The 17230-nt window shown below is 37.6% G+C and carries 18 protein-coding genes; 5 read left to right on the top strand and 13 right to left on the bottom strand.

Features of this window, described 5'->3' with window-relative positions; all coding sequences use genetic code 11:
• The first annotated feature begins 233 nt into the window (after positions 1–233).
• A complete protein-coding gene (locus U9R83_RS11275; protein WP_115653851.1) occupies positions 234–1256 on the top strand; it encodes a LysM peptidoglycan-binding and 3D domain-containing protein in 1023 nt (340 codons plus the stop codon).
• A 20-nt stretch (positions 1257–1276) separates the two neighbouring features.
• On the opposite strand, the gene U9R83_RS11270 is transcribed toward U9R83_RS11275, so the two are convergent.
• The 4 genes from U9R83_RS11270 to U9R83_RS11255 form a co-directional block, all read right to left on the bottom strand.
• Complete coding sequence (locus U9R83_RS11270; RefSeq protein WP_014460171.1) at positions 1277–1753, bottom strand: GNAT family N-acetyltransferase; 477 nt, start codon at positions 1751–1753, stop codon at positions 1277–1279.
• A gap of 2 nt (positions 1754–1755) precedes the next feature.
• Positions 1756–1962 (bottom strand): zinc ribbon domain-containing protein, encoded by a 207-nt coding sequence (locus U9R83_RS11265; RefSeq protein ID WP_045290305.1) that lies wholly within the window; start codon positions 1960–1962, stop codon positions 1756–1758.
• 175 nt (positions 1963–2137) lie between these two features.
• Positions 2138–2959 (bottom strand): MBL fold metallo-hydrolase, encoded by an 822-nt coding sequence (locus tag U9R83_RS11260; protein WP_243556862.1) that lies wholly within the window; start codon positions 2957–2959, stop codon positions 2138–2140.
• A gap of 289 nt (positions 2960–3248) precedes the next feature.
• Positions 3249–3458 carry a cold-inducible protein YdjO-related protein gene (locus tag U9R83_RS11255; protein WP_014460174.1) on the bottom strand — a complete coding sequence of 70 codons (210 nt, stop codon included), beginning with the start codon at positions 3456–3458 and terminating at the stop codon, positions 3249–3251.
• Between the two features lie 143 nt (positions 3459–3601).
• Between U9R83_RS11255 and U9R83_RS11250 the strand changes: the two genes are divergently transcribed.
• The gene (locus U9R83_RS11250) at positions 3602–4051 is read left to right on the top strand and encodes a MarR family winged helix-turn-helix transcriptional regulator (protein WP_014460175.1); all 450 of its coding nucleotides are present in this window, start codon (positions 3602–3604) and stop codon (positions 4049–4051) included.
• A 61-nt stretch (positions 4052–4112) separates the two neighbouring features.
• Here the strand turns inward: U9R83_RS11250 and U9R83_RS11245 are convergent, their stop codons facing one another.
• Both U9R83_RS11245 and U9R83_RS11240 read right to left on the bottom strand, forming a co-directional pair.
• The gene (locus U9R83_RS11245; RefSeq protein WP_014460176.1) at positions 4113–4532 is read right to left on the bottom strand and encodes an organic hydroperoxide resistance protein; all 420 of its coding nucleotides are present in this window, start codon (positions 4530–4532) and stop codon (positions 4113–4115) included.
• Between the two features lie 157 nt (positions 4533–4689).
• Positions 4690–5898, bottom strand: coding sequence for a DNA polymerase IV (locus U9R83_RS11240; RefSeq protein WP_221779945.1), 1209 nt, complete (start codon positions 5896–5898; stop codon positions 4690–4692).
• A gap of 164 nt (positions 5899–6062) precedes the next feature.
• On the opposite strand from U9R83_RS11240, the gene U9R83_RS11235 reads away from it, so the two are divergent.
• Positions 6063–6641: a DedA family protein gene (locus U9R83_RS11235; protein WP_014460178.1), complete on the top strand. Its 579-nt coding sequence runs from the start codon at positions 6063–6065 to the stop codon at positions 6639–6641.
• A gap of 48 nt (positions 6642–6689) precedes the next feature.
• On the opposite strand, the gene U9R83_RS11230 is transcribed toward U9R83_RS11235, so the two are convergent.
• From U9R83_RS11230 to U9R83_RS11215, 4 genes are read right to left on the bottom strand one after another with little or no spacing between them, the layout of a single operon-like run.
• Positions 6690–7169, bottom strand: a complete 480-nt coding sequence (locus U9R83_RS11230; RefSeq protein ID WP_014460179.1) for an RNA polymerase sigma factor — start codon at positions 7167–7169, stop codon at positions 6690–6692.
• A 16-nt stretch (positions 7170–7185) separates the two neighbouring features.
• Positions 7186–9195 carry a DUF6449 domain-containing protein gene (locus U9R83_RS11225; RefSeq protein WP_226701224.1) on the bottom strand — a complete coding sequence of 670 codons (2010 nt, stop codon included), beginning with the start codon at positions 9193–9195 and terminating at the stop codon, positions 7186–7188.
• Entirely contained in the window at positions 9170–10069 is a 900-nt protein-coding gene (locus U9R83_RS11220) for an ABC transporter ATP-binding protein (RefSeq protein ID WP_014460181.1), read from the bottom strand. Before U9R83_RS11220 ends, U9R83_RS11225 begins: the two co-directional genes overlap by 26 nt.
• A complete protein-coding gene (locus U9R83_RS11215; protein WP_013083081.1) occupies positions 10062–10451 on the bottom strand; it encodes a GntR family transcriptional regulator in 390 nt (129 codons plus the stop codon). Before U9R83_RS11215 ends, U9R83_RS11220 begins: the two co-directional genes overlap by 8 nt.
• Before the next feature lie 344 nt (positions 10452–10795).
• Here U9R83_RS11215 and U9R83_RS11210 point away from each other — a divergent pair, with 344 nt between their 5' ends.
• Positions 10796–11668 carry a selenium metabolism-associated LysR family transcriptional regulator gene (locus U9R83_RS11210; RefSeq protein ID WP_029321663.1) on the top strand — a complete coding sequence of 291 codons (873 nt, stop codon included), beginning with the start codon at positions 10796–10798 and terminating at the stop codon, positions 11666–11668.
• A gap of 223 nt (positions 11669–11891) precedes the next feature.
• Here U9R83_RS11210 and U9R83_RS11205 read toward each other — a convergent pair whose 3' ends face one another.
• The 3 genes from U9R83_RS11205 to U9R83_RS11195 all read right to left on the bottom strand — a co-directional run bounded on the left by U9R83_RS11205 (position 11892) and on the right by U9R83_RS11195 (position 15904).
• Complete coding sequence (locus U9R83_RS11205) at positions 11892–13091, bottom strand: MFS transporter (RefSeq protein WP_243556868.1); 1200 nt, start codon at positions 13089–13091, stop codon at positions 11892–11894.
• Positions 13092–13314: 223 nt separating this feature from the next.
• Entirely contained in the window at positions 13315–13692 is a 378-nt protein-coding gene (locus U9R83_RS11200) for a PH domain-containing protein (RefSeq protein ID WP_014460184.1), read from the bottom strand.
• 64 nt (positions 13693–13756) lie between these two features.
• Positions 13757–15904, bottom strand: a complete 2148-nt coding sequence (locus U9R83_RS11195) for a YhgE/Pip domain-containing protein (protein ID WP_243556870.1) — start codon at positions 15902–15904, stop codon at positions 13757–13759.
• Between the two features lie 110 nt (positions 15905–16014).
• On the opposite strand from U9R83_RS11195, the gene U9R83_RS11190 reads away from it, so the two are divergent.
• Complete coding sequence (locus tag U9R83_RS11190) at positions 16015–17190, top strand: alanyl-tRNA editing protein (protein WP_182420617.1); 1176 nt, start codon at positions 16015–16017, stop codon at positions 17188–17190.
• The last annotated feature ends 40 nt before the right edge of the window (positions 17191–17230 follow it).

The raw sequence follows: 17230 nt of genomic DNA, 5'->3' as shown, positions 1-17230 counted from the left end.
CATAGCTTCTTTCTTCTTCATTTTTATAAAAGGAGAACACCTTTTTCACTATTCTATTTCTACAGACAAATTAAGACTTTTTTCATCATAATCGTAAAAAAACTGCGTTTTTTCTATAACTTTAGACGTATTGTTACAAACTTGTAATATAAAACCCACCATTTTGTCATGAGTTTGTTACATATTGCTGATAGAATAAGAGACAACTATTGGAAATAAAGGAGAAATATTAGATGAAAAAACACATTTTTACATTAGGGGCTACAGCTTTAGTATCAATTGGAATTGCAGACGCAGCATCAGCTGACACAGACACGCATAAAGTAAAAGCTGGAGAAACGTTATTCAGCATCTCACAGCAGCATAATGTAACAGTTGAGGACTTAAAAAAGTGGAATGGTCTTTCTTCAACATTAATTTATGCAAACCAAACATTACAAATTGGATCTACATCTACTGACTCTTCATCTAGTTCAACTCCAACTACAACATCTTCAAATCATACATATACAGTAAAATCAGGTGATACGCTTTATCGTATCGCTAAAAACAACGGTACTTCTGTACAGCAGCTAAAAGAGTGGAATAACTTATCTAGTCATTTAATTTATGTGAATCAAGTCTTAAAAATAAACGGAACAGGAACTGTTTCATCATCACCTTCAGCACCTGTACAAGAAAAAACAAACGGAACGCAAGCATCCCCGGCTCCTAGCAACAGTAAAAGTTACAAAGTTCAGCCTGGAGATACAATGTGGAGCGTAGCACAGCGACACGGCATTTCAATTTCTCAATTAAAACAGTGGAATAACTTATCGTCTAATACGATTTACATTAATCAAGTGCTACAAGTAGGCGGACAAGCTGCAGCTCAGGCGAAACCATCAACGCCATCACCTGCTGCTCCTTCAACACCGTCAACTTCAACGCCGGCACCTGCTCCAGCGCAAGAAAGTAAGTCGGTTTCGAAAGAGATTACGGTTGAAGCAACAGCTTATACTGCTTACTGTGCGGGCTGCAGCGGAATCACTGCTACAGGCATCGACTTAAGGTCAAATCCTAATCAAAAAGTAATTGCAGTTGATCCTCGCGTGATTCCATTAGGTTCTCGCGTATACGTAGAAGGTTACGGAGAAGCAATTGCTGGAGATACTGGCGGTGCCATTAAAGGTACTCGCGTTGATTTATTTATGGCATCTCAGAGCTCAGCTTTAAATTGGGGACGCAAAACGGTAAAACTTCAAATTTTAGATTAATCACTAAAAGCAGAAGCGTGTTAGTCGCTTCTGCTTTTTAATTTTTTTTCAAACATAATCATATCGATAGCTTGCAAGCCATTCTCGTAAATCGGTGGAACGTACTGCAAAAAGAAATTCTTTTTGACACCCCTTTTATAAAAGCCTGCCTTTTTATAAAATGCTATGTTTTCAAGGCTGGAGTCCGCTGTTCCTACAATCATTTTAGAATATTGGTTACGTTCATACAGTACTTCTAACTTTTTAATGACTTTGCTGCCGATTCCTTTTCCTCTGTATGCTTCTTTTAAACCGATATTCTTTACTTCTACTGCCGATTCCTCTTCATCGGTGAGGCACTGCACAACTCCTACCTCCTTCTTTTTATACACAATGGTAAATAAGGAACCTTCATTTATATATGACTTCACTATTTTTTCGTCTTCATCCCCTATTAATAGCAGGTTTAAATAGGAAGCGCGCCGGTCTTTGTGGATTTCAATAAGGTCGATACTCATTTTCATCCTCCAAAAAATAAGTCAATAATATTGCTGCCTCTTGAAGATGATTTATTATATAGCTCTGAATACCCGCAGCTCGTGCAATATACCACTGTGAAGTGATTGTGCTGAACATCTAAGTATCTAGACAGTCCCGTTCCCGTTGTAGCAATTTCTTTTGTTTTTGCTTCTGTATGTCCACATTTTACACAACCGTTTTTCCCCATTGTCATACTCCTTTATAAATAAAATAATTTCTTATTTATATAAACGGATATAAAAGGAAAAAGTTTCATTTAATTGATAAATAAAGGAAAGGAAGAAACCGCATCTCCAACAGAAGATGCGGTTTCTTACTTTTAATATCGACTAATATCGACGGGATGAATGTACACTCGATTTCTATAACAGCAATTCTCTTTTCATAATTTCAACATTTTTTTGATGACATTGTGCCGTGAAATCAGATGGAAATGCCAATTTGTCGTTTAGCTTATCAAGCGCTTCTTTATTGTTTTCTTTCACTGCAGCTTGCAGTTCATCTAAATAAGAGCTGGCCATTTCCACTCGTCTTTGAATTTCAGCTCGGTGATGTGTCGTTTTTCCGTGTCCGGGAACTAGCGTTAGATTTTGGTGCTTAGCTAAAATGTGTCGCGCAGTAGCAAGCGTGTCGCGGTAATCGTTTACACTTTCATATATGTACGGATATTCAAAGTCCGATAAATAATCCCCTGCGATCCATATTGAATTATCGACAATCATAAATAGGCCATCGTTTGTATGACCTTTTGCAAAATAACAGGTAATGGATGTTTCGCCTAAAGTAATGTGCTGTTCATTTTCGGTTACCACAATATCCAGCTCCGGGAATATAATATCATGAGATCTTTTTATATAATAATCATGATCAAACTGCTTAATCATTTGAACTTTTTCTTCTTTGTCCGGATGATGTTCTAAAAATTTGCTGCCGATAAAGATGGCATTTAATTCTAAGAAAGCGCCATACCCAATGACGTGATCAAAATCTCCGTGAGTAAAAAACACATACAGCTTGCGATGATTTAAGATCTCTTGAACATGCTGTTTAATTTCATTAATTTCGTGAGGAAGCCATGTTGGATCAACAACAATCACACAGTCTTTTGTTTCAATCACTGCAGATGTTGTTTGAAATAGTGCGCTTTCAAAAACCGTCATTTGCTCCGTTTTATATTGAATCATGAGAACAGCTCCTTATTTTTTCTATCACCATTATTATAGCGGAAATAGAAGGATAAGGGCGCGTATGACGATTTATAAAACGAAACTATGCAAGATGTGATAAAATGCGGAACCAGCCAAACAATGAAATCCAAATAGGAATACTAAATAAGGTTCCCCAAAATAAACCTTTCAAAAAGTTCCCTTGATTCATTCTGATATTCCTCACCTTCATCGTATGTTGGTTATTAGTTTAGCTCAGCTTAATGAAATTTTAGTGAAAAATAAAAAAGAAGCAGTTGCTTCTTTTTTATTTATTATAAAATTGGTGATCATACTTAATTTTCGGCAGCTCGCGTACTTCCTGCGACATTCCTGTTCCGCACATCGGACAGTTATAATCAACCGTAACAAAATCTTCTCTCATCCACCCATTACATGATTCAGATTGACACGCATATACAGTCGTATCCATCATTTGATCTACTTCTTCTTCTACGGCTTTTTTTGCAAAATACATGTGCACAGCTCCCTTTTTTTCTTAGTATATGTAAAATTCCCATTTTTTATTTACAGCTTGATTACTTTTTCACCAGCGTTATTGGACACCACTATTTAATTGTGTATAATTAAATAAAAAGCAATAGACTGGAGGCAACATGAATGGAACAACTTTATAAGCAGCTGCAGTTAGAAAATCAGCTTTGTTTCTCAATTTACGCCACGTCTCGAGAAATTACAAAGGTGTACAAGCCGCTGCTCGATAAATTAGGAGTAACCTATCCGCAGTATTTAGCCCTTCTTGTTTTATGGGAACATGAAACACTCAGCGTGAAAAAAATGGGCGAACTTCTGTATTTGGATTCAGGCACCCTTACTCCTATGCTAAAAAGAATGCAGGATCAAGAATTAGTGATTCGTGAGCGTTCTCATGAAGATGAACGCGTTGTTTTTATTAGTTTAACCGAAAAAGGAAAAAAATTACGTGATAAAGCTTGTCATATTCCAGAAGAAGTTTTTAGTATGACAAATAAGTCACAGGGAGAATTAGAAAAGCTGAAAGAAACGCTGCAGGAGTTACTGCAATCACTGCATACGTACAATCAAAAATAGACCATATAAAATTGCACATAAAAAAACGCCTGGATATAATAAAAATCCAGGCGCTTTTTATTTACTCAGCCGTTGTATTTAACGTTACGCTAACATTTCCACGCGTTGCTTTAGAATACGGGCAGAATTGATGTGCATCTTCTACTAGCTTCTCAGCTACTTCTTGTGAAACGCCTTTAATATGAGCGTTTAACACCACGCCAATTTTGAAGCCATCATCAGTGTGGTCTTTTAGTAGACTTACTTCTGCAGTAATAGACGAATCAATGTCTTTTTTTTGTTTCTTAGCGATTAAATTTAGAGCACCGTCAAAACAAGCAGAATATCCTGCTGCAAACAGCTGCTCGGGATTTGTTCCTTCTTTTTTGTTATTTGGAGAAGGATTTACAAGGGTTAAATCAATAATACCATCATCTGATTTAACTCGACCATCTCGGCCTCCAACGGCTGTTGCTTTAGATGTAAATAGTACGTCTGACATAAGATCACCTCATAGATTATTTTATGTAATTTCATTGCAGACAATCAAAAAAGTCGCAATCAAATTCATTTTGTAATCACTTTGATTACCGTGATAGTAATGTACTTCCCCTTCTATAATGAGTGTAAACCTATTATTTTATACAAAAAAAAGAGAGTTACCTCTCTTCTTTTCCTCTTTGTTTTTTTAAACCGCTTTGAATAATGTTATCTCCATATTTTTCACGCAAACTTTCGACCGCTTTGTATAAAGGCTCTTTTTTTGCTTGCTCTCCGTATGTAAACAAATCCAACTGTTCTTCTTCTTGGAGTTGGTGACTCACTTGAAGAGCAGCTACGCCCAATAAACGAATCGGTTCTCCGTTCCAATGCTTTTGAAATAATACTGCACTGTAATGAAAAAGATCGTTTGGCTCGCTAATTGCTTTAGAGATAGTTTGGCTTCGAGTAATAGTTTTAAAATCACTATATCGTATCGTTAACTGAATCGTTTTGCTTACAACTTTTTTTGCTTTCATACGAGAACTTACTGAGTGCGATAGTTTATTTAAAATAGGCAGAACTTCATGTTCATCTACTGCATTTTGAGATAGCGTCGTAGAGTTTCCAATTGATTTAAACTGTGATTGGCGATCAGGGTTCACCTGTCGATCATCTTGGCCCCGCGCTCGGTCTCTCATCACTTCTCCTTTTACTCCGAGAGTTTGTTTAAGAAGACCGGGAGCGGCATTTGCTAGATCACCGATCGTCACCACCTTAATCGCATTTAGCTTTTCAGCTGTCTTCTTACCGATTCCGTGCATTTCCTCTACGGTTTTTGGCCAAAGAACTGTTTGGACATCTCTTTTTCGAAGAACGGTAATTCCTAGAGGTTTTTGCATATCACTTGCCGTTTTGGCTAAAAATTTATTCGGTGCGATTCCAATTGACACAGGAATTTGCAGCGTCTGTATTAAATGCTGCTGAATGGACTTTGCTATGTCAAGAGGAGAGCCTAATTCAGCACAGTTTGTAATATCCAAATAGCCTTCATCAATTGAAGCGGGCTCTAAAAGAGGTGAAATGGTTACTAAATAATCAAACATGTTTTTGGACACTTGGCGATATAATGGAAAATTAGGTTTTATAACAACCAGCTCGGGGCATTTTTTTTTCGCTTCCCAAAGAGGCATAGGCGCATACACTCCGCGTTTACGAGCAATATAGTTACAGGTTACAACAATTCCTCTTCGTTCTTTTGGATTGCCAGCAATAGCAAGAGGCTTATCTTTGAGCGTATGATCATGTGCGGTTTCAACAGATGCATAAAAAGCATTGGCATCAATATGAAGAATAACTTTGCCGTTTTTAGGGTACATCATTTTCATACTATCACCTCTTTCTGTATAATTAATCCCCGAAAGAAGAACGTACATTCTTATTTATTATAACTCTTTTTTCCTAAGTTGTGCGTACCTATACTTTATTTTTATTTTGAGCGAACACTGTGTGTCACTCTCTCGTATTCTAATGAAGAAAGGAGGAAGAAAATTTGATTGATCAGCTTATCGGAGCCATTAACCAATTAGGCTACGGATATTTCTTTTTTATCATTTTAGTCGGAGCCAACCTTACTCCGATTCCTGACCCAGTATATATTATGCTTGCAGGCAGTCAGGCTACGTCTCCATCCGTTCAGTATATTCCAGCTTTTATACTTACCTACAGCGGCATGATGCTTAGCTTGTATCTTAAATTTTTAATAGCCAGTCTGTTTTCAGCTCAGGCGCTTGCGCTATTAAAACGCCCGCGATGGGAAAAGAATGTGATGAAAGTTGAGCGAACGATTCAAGAATATGGATCTCACGCCATCATCGCAAGCTACTTTTTACCAGGAATGCGACATGTGATGCCTTTTTTTCTCGGAGCAAGCGGAATGAAGCATCGTCATTACATTAAAGTCTCATTTTCTTTCGGTTTCATTTGGACGCTGGCTTTATTTATTTTCGGTTCCTTTTTTAACACGACATCTTCTTATACTGATGTGATTGAGATCACTTTAGCTTTTTGTGCGATCAGTTTGATTATCTATGCCGTCCAAAGAAGAAAAATACGAAAAAAACAGCAGTAGTTTGTGTAAAGAAGTTCTTTTTCACAAACTGCTGCTGTTTCATTTATATTAAATGACTTCATTATATCCCTTCACAAAGTATTTGCGCGCGCGGTAAAGAGCTGATTTTAACGTAGTCATCTGCATATTTAATAACTCGGCAATTTCTTCATATTTAAATCCTAATCCATATTTTAACAGAAGTAAATTGCGATATTTAGGATTCAATTGATTTAAAATCGCCTGACATTCCGCCGCTTCTTCATTTCTGAGCACCTGCTGAATAGGCGTATACATAACGGGTTCTTCTTTGTAGGAAGACGTATAGCGGTCTTTCACCATTTTACGCCTTCCTAAATCACAGCGCTTATTTAATGCGACGCGAAACATCCAAGCTTTTATTTTTTCAGGATCGACCATTTCTTGTTTTTCTAAATATTTTAATGCTACTTCTTGCGTAATATCTTCAGCGTCTTGTCTATTCACGCCATTTTTTAATAAATAAGCCAGCACCTGATTTAAATAATCTTGTAATTCCTCGCCGCACATAATAAGTTCTCCCTTACTATTTTAGTTTTTCTTTTAGTTCGATTGGCAGTTCATTTTCATTCAACATATAAATCTGAGGAGTATCTACTTGATCTTTGTAATAAAAAGCAACAAGATAATCTCCCGTGTCTCGTAAGTTCGCATGTTGAAGAAGTGTTTCTACCTGCTGATTGTTTTTTACTTTAATTGCTTTCTCATCCTTCGTTAAAGATGTAAACTCTTCTTGAAGACGATAATCGATTTTAAGATGAGAAGAATTTTTAAACACTTCGGTTTTTTCTACATCCTTTGGCATCAGGCGAGCACGTTCATATAAATGCTCTTTCTTCAGCCATGCTTCTACTTCGCTATAAGACTTATCCCAAGAAGCAGTTTGTACGTACTGTCCTTTTCCATCCATAAACTCAATTGAAGCCCAGCTTTCTTTTGTGCTGTACATTTCATCAAACGTTTCGTTCATCATCGACTGTTTGACTACGTGTATAAGTTCTTGTACTTTATCTGGATTTGTAATGTTGATTGAATTTGACTTTCCTGGAACAGAAAAACTCACGCTTTTAATTTTATCCGTGTTTTTTGTTCGTAAAAGCGGATGGAAATTTTCTTTGTATTCTTTTGTTTCTGCAATTTCTTTATAAAAAGCTTTATAGTCTGAAAATGGAATAAAGTATTCTCGGACCATTTGTTTTCCATTTTTTAATTTATAAGCAAATACAGCTATTTTCCCGTTTCTGCTTTCTATTTCACTTTGTTTATCAGGATCCAGCTTCTTATCTTTAGATGCTGTAATTTGTTTTTGCAGCTGACGAACACTCTGAATCGTTTCTTTACTTGTATAATAATATGGAGCTTCATAATAGCCATTCATTCCATTTGCATAGTTTTCAGGTTTATCAGTCAATGGATATATATCTTCATCGAAATATACACTTTCAATCTCTGAAGCTGCTGGCACTTTAGTAGAATAGCCGAACACATCTAGATGAATGATAAAGCCCACAATAGCTGCAGCTATAACAAAGCCTAGATACCCTTTCCATTTCGTAAAGATACGCCACGTTTTATTTAAAATGATTTGAGCAACTGTATAGCCTATTAATGAACCAATAATATAGCCCACGACCATCCATGAAAATTCACCTTTCATGCTAATAAAGTAAAATCCGCCTAACATGAGTGAACAAGACGTTACTCCGTATACGAATACCGGTTTTAACCAGCTAACTGAAATGGTTTGCGTAGCAGCTTCTACTTTTCTTTTTTGGTAGGTGATTAAAGCAATGATGTAGAATAAGACAATGAGTCCAATATAGACAAATGCACTAGTAGAAAAGCTTTTATGAGCTACCATTTGCGCTACGTGTGAAAACGGAACAAGGCTGTCAACATTTTTGTTCACGTAATAGTCATACGCATAGCCGTACCAGTAAAACTTTACATTGGATATAGCTAAATAAGAGATTCCGCCGGGTAGAAGAAATAGAACATATAAAAAGATTCCTTGGAGGACAGACATTCCGGTGAACATTCCCGCTAAAACAGTTCCAGTCAGCACAAATAAATTAATTAAAATACTGTAACCGACCCAGCTTAGAACATCTCCTGTTGTATAAACATCCTCAACGGTTAAAACTCCTTTAACGGCAAAAGTAACGACTCCCGTAATTAAAATAGGAACAACTAAAACCAACGCGCCCAGAAGCATATTTTGATGAAACAGCGTAGAACGCTTAATTGGTAAACTATGAATATAGTCAGCCGCAATCTTCGTTTGTATATATCTAAATAGGAAAATACCAAGTAACACTGGTACAACAAACATAAACACAAATTCCAGCCCATCCAATACGTTAAATAGCGTATCTGGTTTTTCTATATAAGGCTCTACCTTTCCTGTGAAAGTAAAAATCAGTTGTAAAGGTAAAGCGAACAGCAGTACTAGCAAGTATACAAGCCCAATCCATCCCACGTTTCTCATAGATTGAATCCACATGCCGCGGTTAAACGATGATGTTTTCGATTGCATAACCCACATCCCCCATTTCATAAATAAAGATTTCTTCCAGCGTAAGTGGCAAGATGTCAAAAATTAAAGGCTTATACGATCGAACTTTGTTGACTAAGTGATTTTCTTTTCCTCGAACAATACAAAGCAAGACGCTTCCTCGTTTTTCTTGATATAAAATGTCTAGCGTATCATAAAGCGCTAGCGGCACATCTCCTTCAAATGCGACTTGAATTTTGTGCACGTCTGATTTTAAATCATCCAGCTCTTTTTCAATTAATAATTGACCGTGATGCAAGATACCTACATGATCACACAGATCTTCCACTTCTCGCAGGTTATGTGACGAAATTAAAATCGTCATTTCCCGTTCTGCCACGTCTTGAACAAGAAGGTTTTTAATTTTTTGACGCATTACCGCATCTAAACCGTCGAGCGGCTCATCTAAGATAAGTACATCAGGCATAGCAGACAGCGCTAACCAAAAACCTACTTGACGCTGCATTCCCTTGGACATTCTATGTACCTTTTTATGTAATTGAATTGGGAAAGCTTCTTTTAATTTTTGGAACCTCTCTTCGTTCCAAGTCGGATAGACGCTTCTATAAAAAGACGCTAATTGCTTAATCGTTGTTTGAGGGAAAAAATAAAGAGAATCTGGCATAAAAATAAGACGTTCTTTTAAACCAACGTTTTCGAATACTTCCTCGCCGTCTATGACAATCTTTCCGTGATCCTGCTTGTAAATACCCGCAATGATTTTTAATAGCGTTGTTTTTCCTGCCCCGTTGGAGCCAAGCAGTCCGTAAATAGATCCTTTTTTTATAGAAAGCGTGACGTCTCTTAGAGCTTCCATTTCTTCAAACTCTTTTTTTATCGCCTTCAGTTCAATCACTATCGCTTCCTCCTTTTACTGCTTTTTCAGCCTGTGAAATAAGTGATAGAATTTCATCTTTATCCATCCCTAAATACATAGCTTCTGCCAACAGCTTTACTAATTCTTCTTTCATCTTTTTCACCTTCTCGTTATTTAGTGTATCAACTTGAGGCGTTACAAAACTTCCTTTGCCTGGAACTGAATAAATATAGTTTTGATGTTCTAGTTCACGATACGCTTTTTGAATTGTATTTGGATTAATCGTTAATTCTTTTGCTAGCAGCCGAACAGATGGAAGCTTTTGATCGGCCTTAAAGACTTCATGGATAATAAGCTCTTTCAATTTATCTACTAATTGCTCGTATATCGGCTTACGACTACGAATATCTAAATCGAACATAGTCTGCCTCCCTTCATCTACCCAAAATCATGATGTGTGTACTAGGTGTATTAACTGTATTACTTATCGTATTACAGTTAATATTATAATATGTTTTTTGGAAAAAACAAGTACTTTTTTTACTTTTGTTACAAATAGATGACAAAAAAGTGTTTAATAGCTTTATAGATAAAATAAAAATAACTGTAAACAAATTGCGCAGGCTTCCTTCGTTATAAGCAAACATACTCCTTTAAGTCAGCACCTTGTTTTACTTTTCTTAACCAAGTGCCTCTAGTTATTACCATAATAATGTTTTATAATGTTTATAATTAATTTTTTTAATATAAAAGGAGCCATACTCTATGTACTATGATGCGTTAAAGACGTTTGTTTCTGTTGTAGAAGAGCAAAGCTTTACAAAAGCTGCGGAAAAATTAATGATTTCACAGCCAAGCGTAAGCGTACACATCAAAAATCTCGAAAAAGAATTTCAAACTTCCCTGTTCCTGCGTTCACCTAAAATGTTAAAAATCACACCCAGCGGCGAAATTTTATACGATCGTGCTAAACAAATGATTCAAATATATGAGCATACAAAACGAGATATTTACGAACATCATCACCGTGTCAAAGGAATGCTAACGATTGGCGCCAGTTTTACGATTGGCGAATATATTCTTCCTTCTTTTTTAGCAAAGCTTCGTGAACAATATCCTGATATTGATGTAGAAGTGACTATCGGTAATACAAAGGAAATTGCTCAGCTTGTTCGTCATTTCAAAGTAGATGTAGGGCTTATTGAAGGTCACACGGAAGAGTCCGACTTACATATTCAGTCCTTTATGGACGATGAACTTGCCATCGTTGCGTCAGTAGATCACCCTTTAGCTCAGCTTAAAAAAGTAGAAATTGATGATTTACAAAATCAGCGGTGGGTAGCGCGTGAAAAAGGTTCTGGAACAAGAGAATATTTAGATCACGTTCTAATGTCCAACGGTTTAAAAATGAAAAGCATGCTAACAATCAGCAGCAATCAAGGAATTAAAGAAGCGATTGTTCACAATTTAGGAATGTCTGTACTCTCGCTTTGTGCTATTAAAGAAGATGTAGAACAAAAGCACCTATCAATTCTCAATGTTAACACCGCTCCTTTTAAGCGCCGTTTTTCTTATATCTATCCTGCTAACAGCGCTCATAAAAAAGTAGCGGAGCTTTTTATTCAGCTTTTAAACTAAGAAAAAAGATTATGACATAACGAAATCAATCCAATCTAAAGACGAACAAACTGGCTAAAGGAGCTAGTACATAAAACTAGCGCTCACCATCAAAATAAAAAAATCCGAACGCGTTTGATTCTTAATCAAGAATCAAACGCGTTCGGATTTTCCTTCAGCTAAGATGCTCTTGCTCCAGCCTCTTTTTTAAGATAATAGCCATACATGTCTTTACATTCTTTTTTTAGTGAACATGCGTCTGCTGAGCCGGCATTTTTGATAAACGAACAGCTAAGAAAAAGGCTGTCGTAAGAAACACACCAATTAGAGCAATCACACCTTTCCAGCCGTACGCGCTCCAGCATAAGCCAGCCACAGTCCCTCCAATGCTTGATCCTGCATAGTAAAAAAACAAATACAAAGACGAAGCCTGCGCTTTGTCATGCGTTGCTCTTCTTCCTACCCAGCTGCTTGCGATGGAGTGACTTCCGAAAAAGCCAAACGTCAGCAGCAAAAGCCCGGTAATTTTTATCCATAAAATCGGATGCAGCGTAACGATTGAACCTATAAGCGTAACAGCAATCGTACATAACAGCACCTTTTTCCGACCGTATCGATCCGCCAGCGTCCCCATCCAGACTGAGCTGAATACTCCTACAAAGAAAATAACAAAAATGAAACTTACAAGCGTATGATTCCAAGAATACGGAGGAGCAGATAAAGCGTATCCAATATAATTGTATAAAGCTACGTTACTTCCAAGCAGTGCAAAACCAATAGCAAAAAGACAAAGCATCCCTCTATCTTGAAGATGACTGCGAAGAGAGCCGGTAAGCTGCCTAAGTTCAAATGACCGAGAAGTAAAGTTCTGTGAATCAGGCAAGTTCATAAAAAAAACAAATGTGGCCAATAAGCTGATTGCGCTTACAACATCAAGAGCTACCGACCAGTTAAAATACTCCGTGAGCACTCCTGTCATAAGTCTTCCCGCTACGCCTCCAAAGGCGTTTCCGCTTATATAAATCCCCATCGCTTTTCCTAAACTCCCGGGTTCAATTTCTTCTCCTAAGTAAGCCATGGCCACAGAAGGCAGCCCTGCTAACACGATTCCTTGAATAACGCGAAAAACTAACAGCGTTTCAAAGGTAGAGCTAAATGCTGTCATGATGCATAGCAATGACGCAAAAATTAACGATAGTCCCATCAATTTCTTTCGTCCCCACACTTCCGATAAAGAACCTAAAAAAAGCATACTAACAGCAAGCGTGATGGTTGTTAACGAAAGAGATAAACTCGCAAAAGCCGGGGATATTCCAAATTCTTTAGAAAACTCGGGTAAAATGGCCTGTGTACAATATAAAATCGAAAATGTGTTGAAGCCTGCTGCAAAAAGCGCAACATTTGTTTTGCGAAAAGCCGATGTCCCAATTACGGTATAGCTCACAGTTGGTCACTTCCTTTTTTCTCTAAAAAAAAGCATATCACGGTTTTTTAATTCTGTATAATTCATTATGTAAATCGTTTTCATGCATTTCAGTAATGAGTAAAATGTCAATAGAAATGGACAACAGCCTGAGTATTTTCAAACGACTGTATGCAAGACTGTTATGCTTTCTTGTTTTACACACATAAAAAAAGTCGAGCCAATTTTTCATGGCTCAACTTTTTTAATCCAATACATAAGATGCTAATACTTTTTGCACGTCGTAAATGCTTTTATCTTTACGAAATTCTTTTGAGATTGGCGCGCTAGAACCCGATACCCAAATATTTAATTCGGCATCTAAATCGAACGTTCCAGCCGTTTCTACGCTAAAATGTGTAATCGTTTTATAAGGAATGGAATGATAATCTGTTTTCTTTCCCGTCACTCCTTGCTTATCAACGATAATTAAACGTTTCGTCGTAAACACCATTAAATCGCGAATGACTTTATACGCTTGTTCCACTCGCTCGTTGGCAATTAAAATGTTTTGTAAATCTTTTTCAGTTCCTCTTATATCTGCTTCTGATGCATTTCCTAATAGTCCATCTAATATACCCATGCTTATCACTCCTTTCTATCTACACTACCGCATTTTGTTCTGTCTGGAAACCCAAAACGTTTTTTTAATGAATTAATTTACTTTCACGCGCTTTTTTTGTTAGTTTTGCACTCGTTTTACTAAGAGGCTTATGAAGAAAAATGCCAACGAGCAGCACGCCAAGCCAAATGCAAAGAAGAACCGTAACGTCTTTTCTTACAATATCCGCTAACATGCCTCCTACAACTTCTCTCATCATGCTTATTGCATACGTAAATGGTAAAAAAGGATTGATTGCTTGGAAAAAAGCAGGCACGACTTGAATCGGAAATGTACCGCCTGCAGCGGAAAGCTGAAGCACAAGCAAAACAATGGCCATTGCTTTTCCTGCATTGCCAAATATCGCAACAAGCGTATAGACAATCGTCATAAATACGAAGCTGCACAGCAAGCCTAAAAAGATAAAAGGCACTTTATCTACGACGTACGTTTTGATTAAAAATAAATCGCCTAGCGTCACAATAAAAGCTTGCACAAGAGCAATAGACAAAAACGTTAAAAGTCTTCCAAGATAGACTTCATAGCTTTTGAACCGCTCTTCATCGGCTACTTCTACGCTTAAAATTGAAACTAACAGCAAAGCCCCGACCCACAAGCAAAGCGTTGTATAAAACGGTGACATAGCCGATCCGTAGTTCGGAATAGGATAAAGTCTTTCTTCTTTTAAAAGAACCGGTTTAGCAAAAAAATCACTTTCTTTTTGTACATCATTTTTCAACAAATTAATAATATCTTCAATGTTTTCTTTTCGCTGAAATTCGCGTATTTTATCCGCTATATTGTGCACGTTTTGTTCAATTCGCGGAAAGTCTTTTGTTATTTTCGCAAGCTCCTGCTGTCCGAGCAAAATGCCACTCGCTGTTTTAGACAGCACGCTAGAAACATCCGGCATGCTTTTATTAGCTTCATCAAGCAGTGAGTTTGCCCTTGCTGTTTTATCTTTCGCTTCTTTGATTGCTTGTTCAACAGCCGGTACAATCGTAGAAGAATACGAATTCGTTAACGTATTTAATTTAGAAACAGCTTGGTCGGTACGAGAACTGAATTTCTCAAGCACACTTGGATCTGGAGCATCTCCATTTTTTGTTTGCTGCTGCAAGTCGTTTACATCCGACAGCTGCTGCTGTAAAAGCGTATGTACACTTTTTATTTGATTAATAACCGGTGAAAGGACGTTCCCTTGAGAAACCGCATTTAAATCCGTAAGAAGCGTAAGAATCTCTCCTATGTCAGCAATTTGTTTTGTTAACTGCACTTTTAGCTGTTCCGCTGCTGCGCTGACTTCAGCCGGTGCGATATCTTTTTCCATCAGCTGATTCTTCAATTCTTGCACTCCGAGAGCTCGTTGTTGAACACGATGCAGCGTTTCGTTGATCGTTGGCTCAGCGTTTTTTAAAATTTCATCGCTTTTAGTTAAAAAAGTGTTTAGCTGCTGAGTCATCTGTGCGCCGTCAGCTGTTAGTCTCTCTACTTCAGGAAGAGCGGCCTGAGCTTTTGATACAATAGCTCCAGCTTTTTGAGTGGTGTCATTCGCTTCATTAATTACTTTTTTGATTTCAGGAAGACGATTTTCAAGTTCAAAAATTCGTTGTTCAACTTGTTGAATGGTCGGTAAATCCCGTTGCAGGGTAATACCTAGTTCGTTAAAAACAGAAAAAATGGCTCCATTCGCTGTTTTGACGAATCTTTCACTGATCTGTTGTGTTAAGCTGCTGGCTCCTTTGCTTGTAATTTTAGGCGCCACGGCGTTTATTTTTTCGTTTACTTTGTAAAGAATGACCGGCTTTTCCAAACGATCTTGAAGAACGGTACCAAGCTTTTGTGAAAAATCTTTTGGAATAACAATACTTGCATAATAGTCACCGTGCTTTACTCCGTGATCAGCTTTTTCTTTAGAGACAAACGTCCATCCAAGCGTTTTATTTTTTTTTAACGTTGCAATAATATCTTTTCCCACGTTTACGTGCTGCCCTCTTATCGTAGAACCTTCATCTTCGCTCGTTACTGCAATGGCAATACCTTCAGTCCGCCCGTATGGATCCCAAGATGCTTTTATATTAAACCATGCGTAAAAAGACGGCAGAATCATAAGCGTCAGCACAATGATAATCATCGCCCAATTGGTGAAAATTCTTTTTAAATCCCGCGTATAAATATAAACAGTATTTTTCATATGTCCCACCCAGTTTTATTGTTACAAGTTAGCTTATCCATGTTCGAAGAAACATATTTCTGATACTATAGAAAAAGTTAGATATGGTTTTAGTAGAAAGGATGATGAACATGACAGAAAGACTTTATTATAGCAATCCCTACACAAAAACGTGGGAAACAGAAGTGACAGAGACGCGCGCTCTTTCAAATGGCTACGCTTTAACATTAAAACAAACTGCTTTTTATCCAGAAGGCGGCGGACAGCCTTCTGACTACGGTACTATTGCCGGAATCGACGTAAAAGATGTTTACGAAGAAAATGGAGAAGTATATCATCTCGTTGATACACTGCCTGCACAAACGAACGTCACGTGTGAAATTGACTGGAATCGCCGCTTTGATCATATGCAGCAGCATAGCGGACAGCACTTACTTTCAGCTCTATTAATCGATACATACGATATTCACACCGTTAGCTTTCATTTAGGAAGCGACGCTGTCTCTATTGATTTAAATGTACCTCAGTTATCTCATGAGCAGCTATTACACATTGAAAAAGTTGTAAACGACGCTATTTACAGCAACCGCCCCATTAAAACGTACGAAGTGAAAAAGGAAGACTTACATACTCTTGCGCTTCGCAAAGTGCCCGAGCTAGAAGACGAAGTGGTACGCATCGTAGAAATTGAAGGCATTGATGTTTCTGCCTGCTGCGGTACTCATGTGAACCAAATTGGAGAGCTGGGTCTCATTAAACTTACGAAAACAGAAAAGCAGCGCGGCAATACACGCCTCTTTTTTAAATGCGGTATGCGTGCATTAGCTGATTATCAGCAGTCTCAAGAAATCGTAGCAGAACTTAGCAACAAATTCAGTACAAGCCGTGAATTAGTTGTAGAACGCATTAAAAAATTGGAGACTGAACAAAAAGAGCTGCAAAAACAACTAGAAGAATTAAAAAATGAAAATGCTGCTTATTTAGCGAGTGAACTAGAAGCAAAAAAAGAAGGTTCATTTCTGTACCATCACTTTGAAAACCGTACATTAAAAGATGTGCAAGCTTTGACAAAGCAGCTGCTTCAAACGCCTGATACGACGCTTCTTTTTGCTTTTTCAAGTGATCAAAAAGTCTTACTGGCTCACAGCGGCAGTGTGGTAAAATGCGGAGAGCTTTATAAAGAGCTGCTTCCGCTTTACGATGGAAAAGGCGGCGGCGGACCAAAACAAGCTCAAGCCAGCTTCTCATCTTCTGAAAATATGAACGCATTTATTAGCGCAGTAAAAGAAAAAATAACTGAAGCATAACAAAAAAAAGCCTGTCTTTAAAAAGACAGGCTTTTTCCAC

The sequence above is a fragment of the Priestia sp. LL-8 genome (assembly GCF_036227845.1).
GTDB classification, from domain to species: Bacteria; Bacillota; Bacilli; order Bacillales; family Bacillaceae_H; genus Priestia; species Priestia zanthoxyli.
Note: the sequence above shows the minus strand (reverse complement) of the source record. Positions and strands in the feature narration are given on the sequence as shown.

Coding starts and splice junctions, on each gene's coding strand:
- U9R83_RS11210 (WP_029321663.1), top strand. CDS start 10,796: ATGTACTATGATGCGTTAAAGACGTTTGTTTCTGTTGTAGAAGAGCAA.
- U9R83_RS11245 (WP_014460176.1), bottom strand. CDS start 4,532: ATGTCAGACGTACTATTTACATCTAAAGCAACAGCCGTTGGAGGCCGA.
- U9R83_RS11195 (WP_243556870.1), bottom strand. CDS start 15,904: ATGAAAAATACTGTTTATATTTATACGCGGGATTTAAAAAGAATTTTC.
- U9R83_RS11270 (WP_014460171.1), bottom strand. CDS start 1,753: ATGAGTATCGACCTTATTGAAATCCACAAAGACCGGCGCGCTTCCTAT.
- U9R83_RS11255 (WP_014460174.1), bottom strand. CDS start 3,458: ATGTATTTTGCAAAAAAAGCCGTAGAAGAAGAAGTAGATCAAATGATG.
- U9R83_RS11265 (WP_045290305.1), bottom strand. CDS start 1,962: ATGGGGAAAAACGGTTGTGTAAAATGTGGACATACAGAAGCAAAAACA.
- U9R83_RS11190 (WP_182420617.1), top strand. CDS start 16,015: ATGACAGAAAGACTTTATTATAGCAATCCCTACACAAAAACGTGGGAA.
- U9R83_RS11230 (WP_014460179.1), bottom strand. CDS start 7,169: ATGTGCGGCGAGGAATTACAAGATTATTTAAATCAGGTGCTGGCTTAT.
- U9R83_RS11250 (WP_014460175.1), top strand. CDS start 3,602: ATGGAACAACTTTATAAGCAGCTGCAGTTAGAAAATCAGCTTTGTTTC.
- U9R83_RS11240 (WP_221779945.1), bottom strand. CDS start 5,898: ATGAAAATGATGTACCCTAAAAACGGCAAAGTTATTCTTCATATTGAT.
- U9R83_RS11225 (WP_226701224.1), bottom strand. CDS start 9,195: ATGCAATCGAAAACATCATCGTTTAACCGCGGCATGTGGATTCAATCT.
- U9R83_RS11260 (WP_243556862.1), bottom strand. CDS start 2,959: ATGATTCAATATAAAACGGAGCAAATGACGGTTTTTGAAAGCGCACTA.
- U9R83_RS11215 (WP_013083081.1), bottom strand. CDS start 10,451: ATGTTCGATTTAGATATTCGTAGTCGTAAGCCGATATACGAGCAATTA.
- U9R83_RS11200 (WP_014460184.1), bottom strand. CDS start 13,692: ATGGGTATATTAGATGGACTATTAGGAAATGCATCAGAAGCAGATATA.
- U9R83_RS11275 (WP_115653851.1), top strand. CDS start 234: ATGAAAAAACACATTTTTACATTAGGGGCTACAGCTTTAGTATCAATT.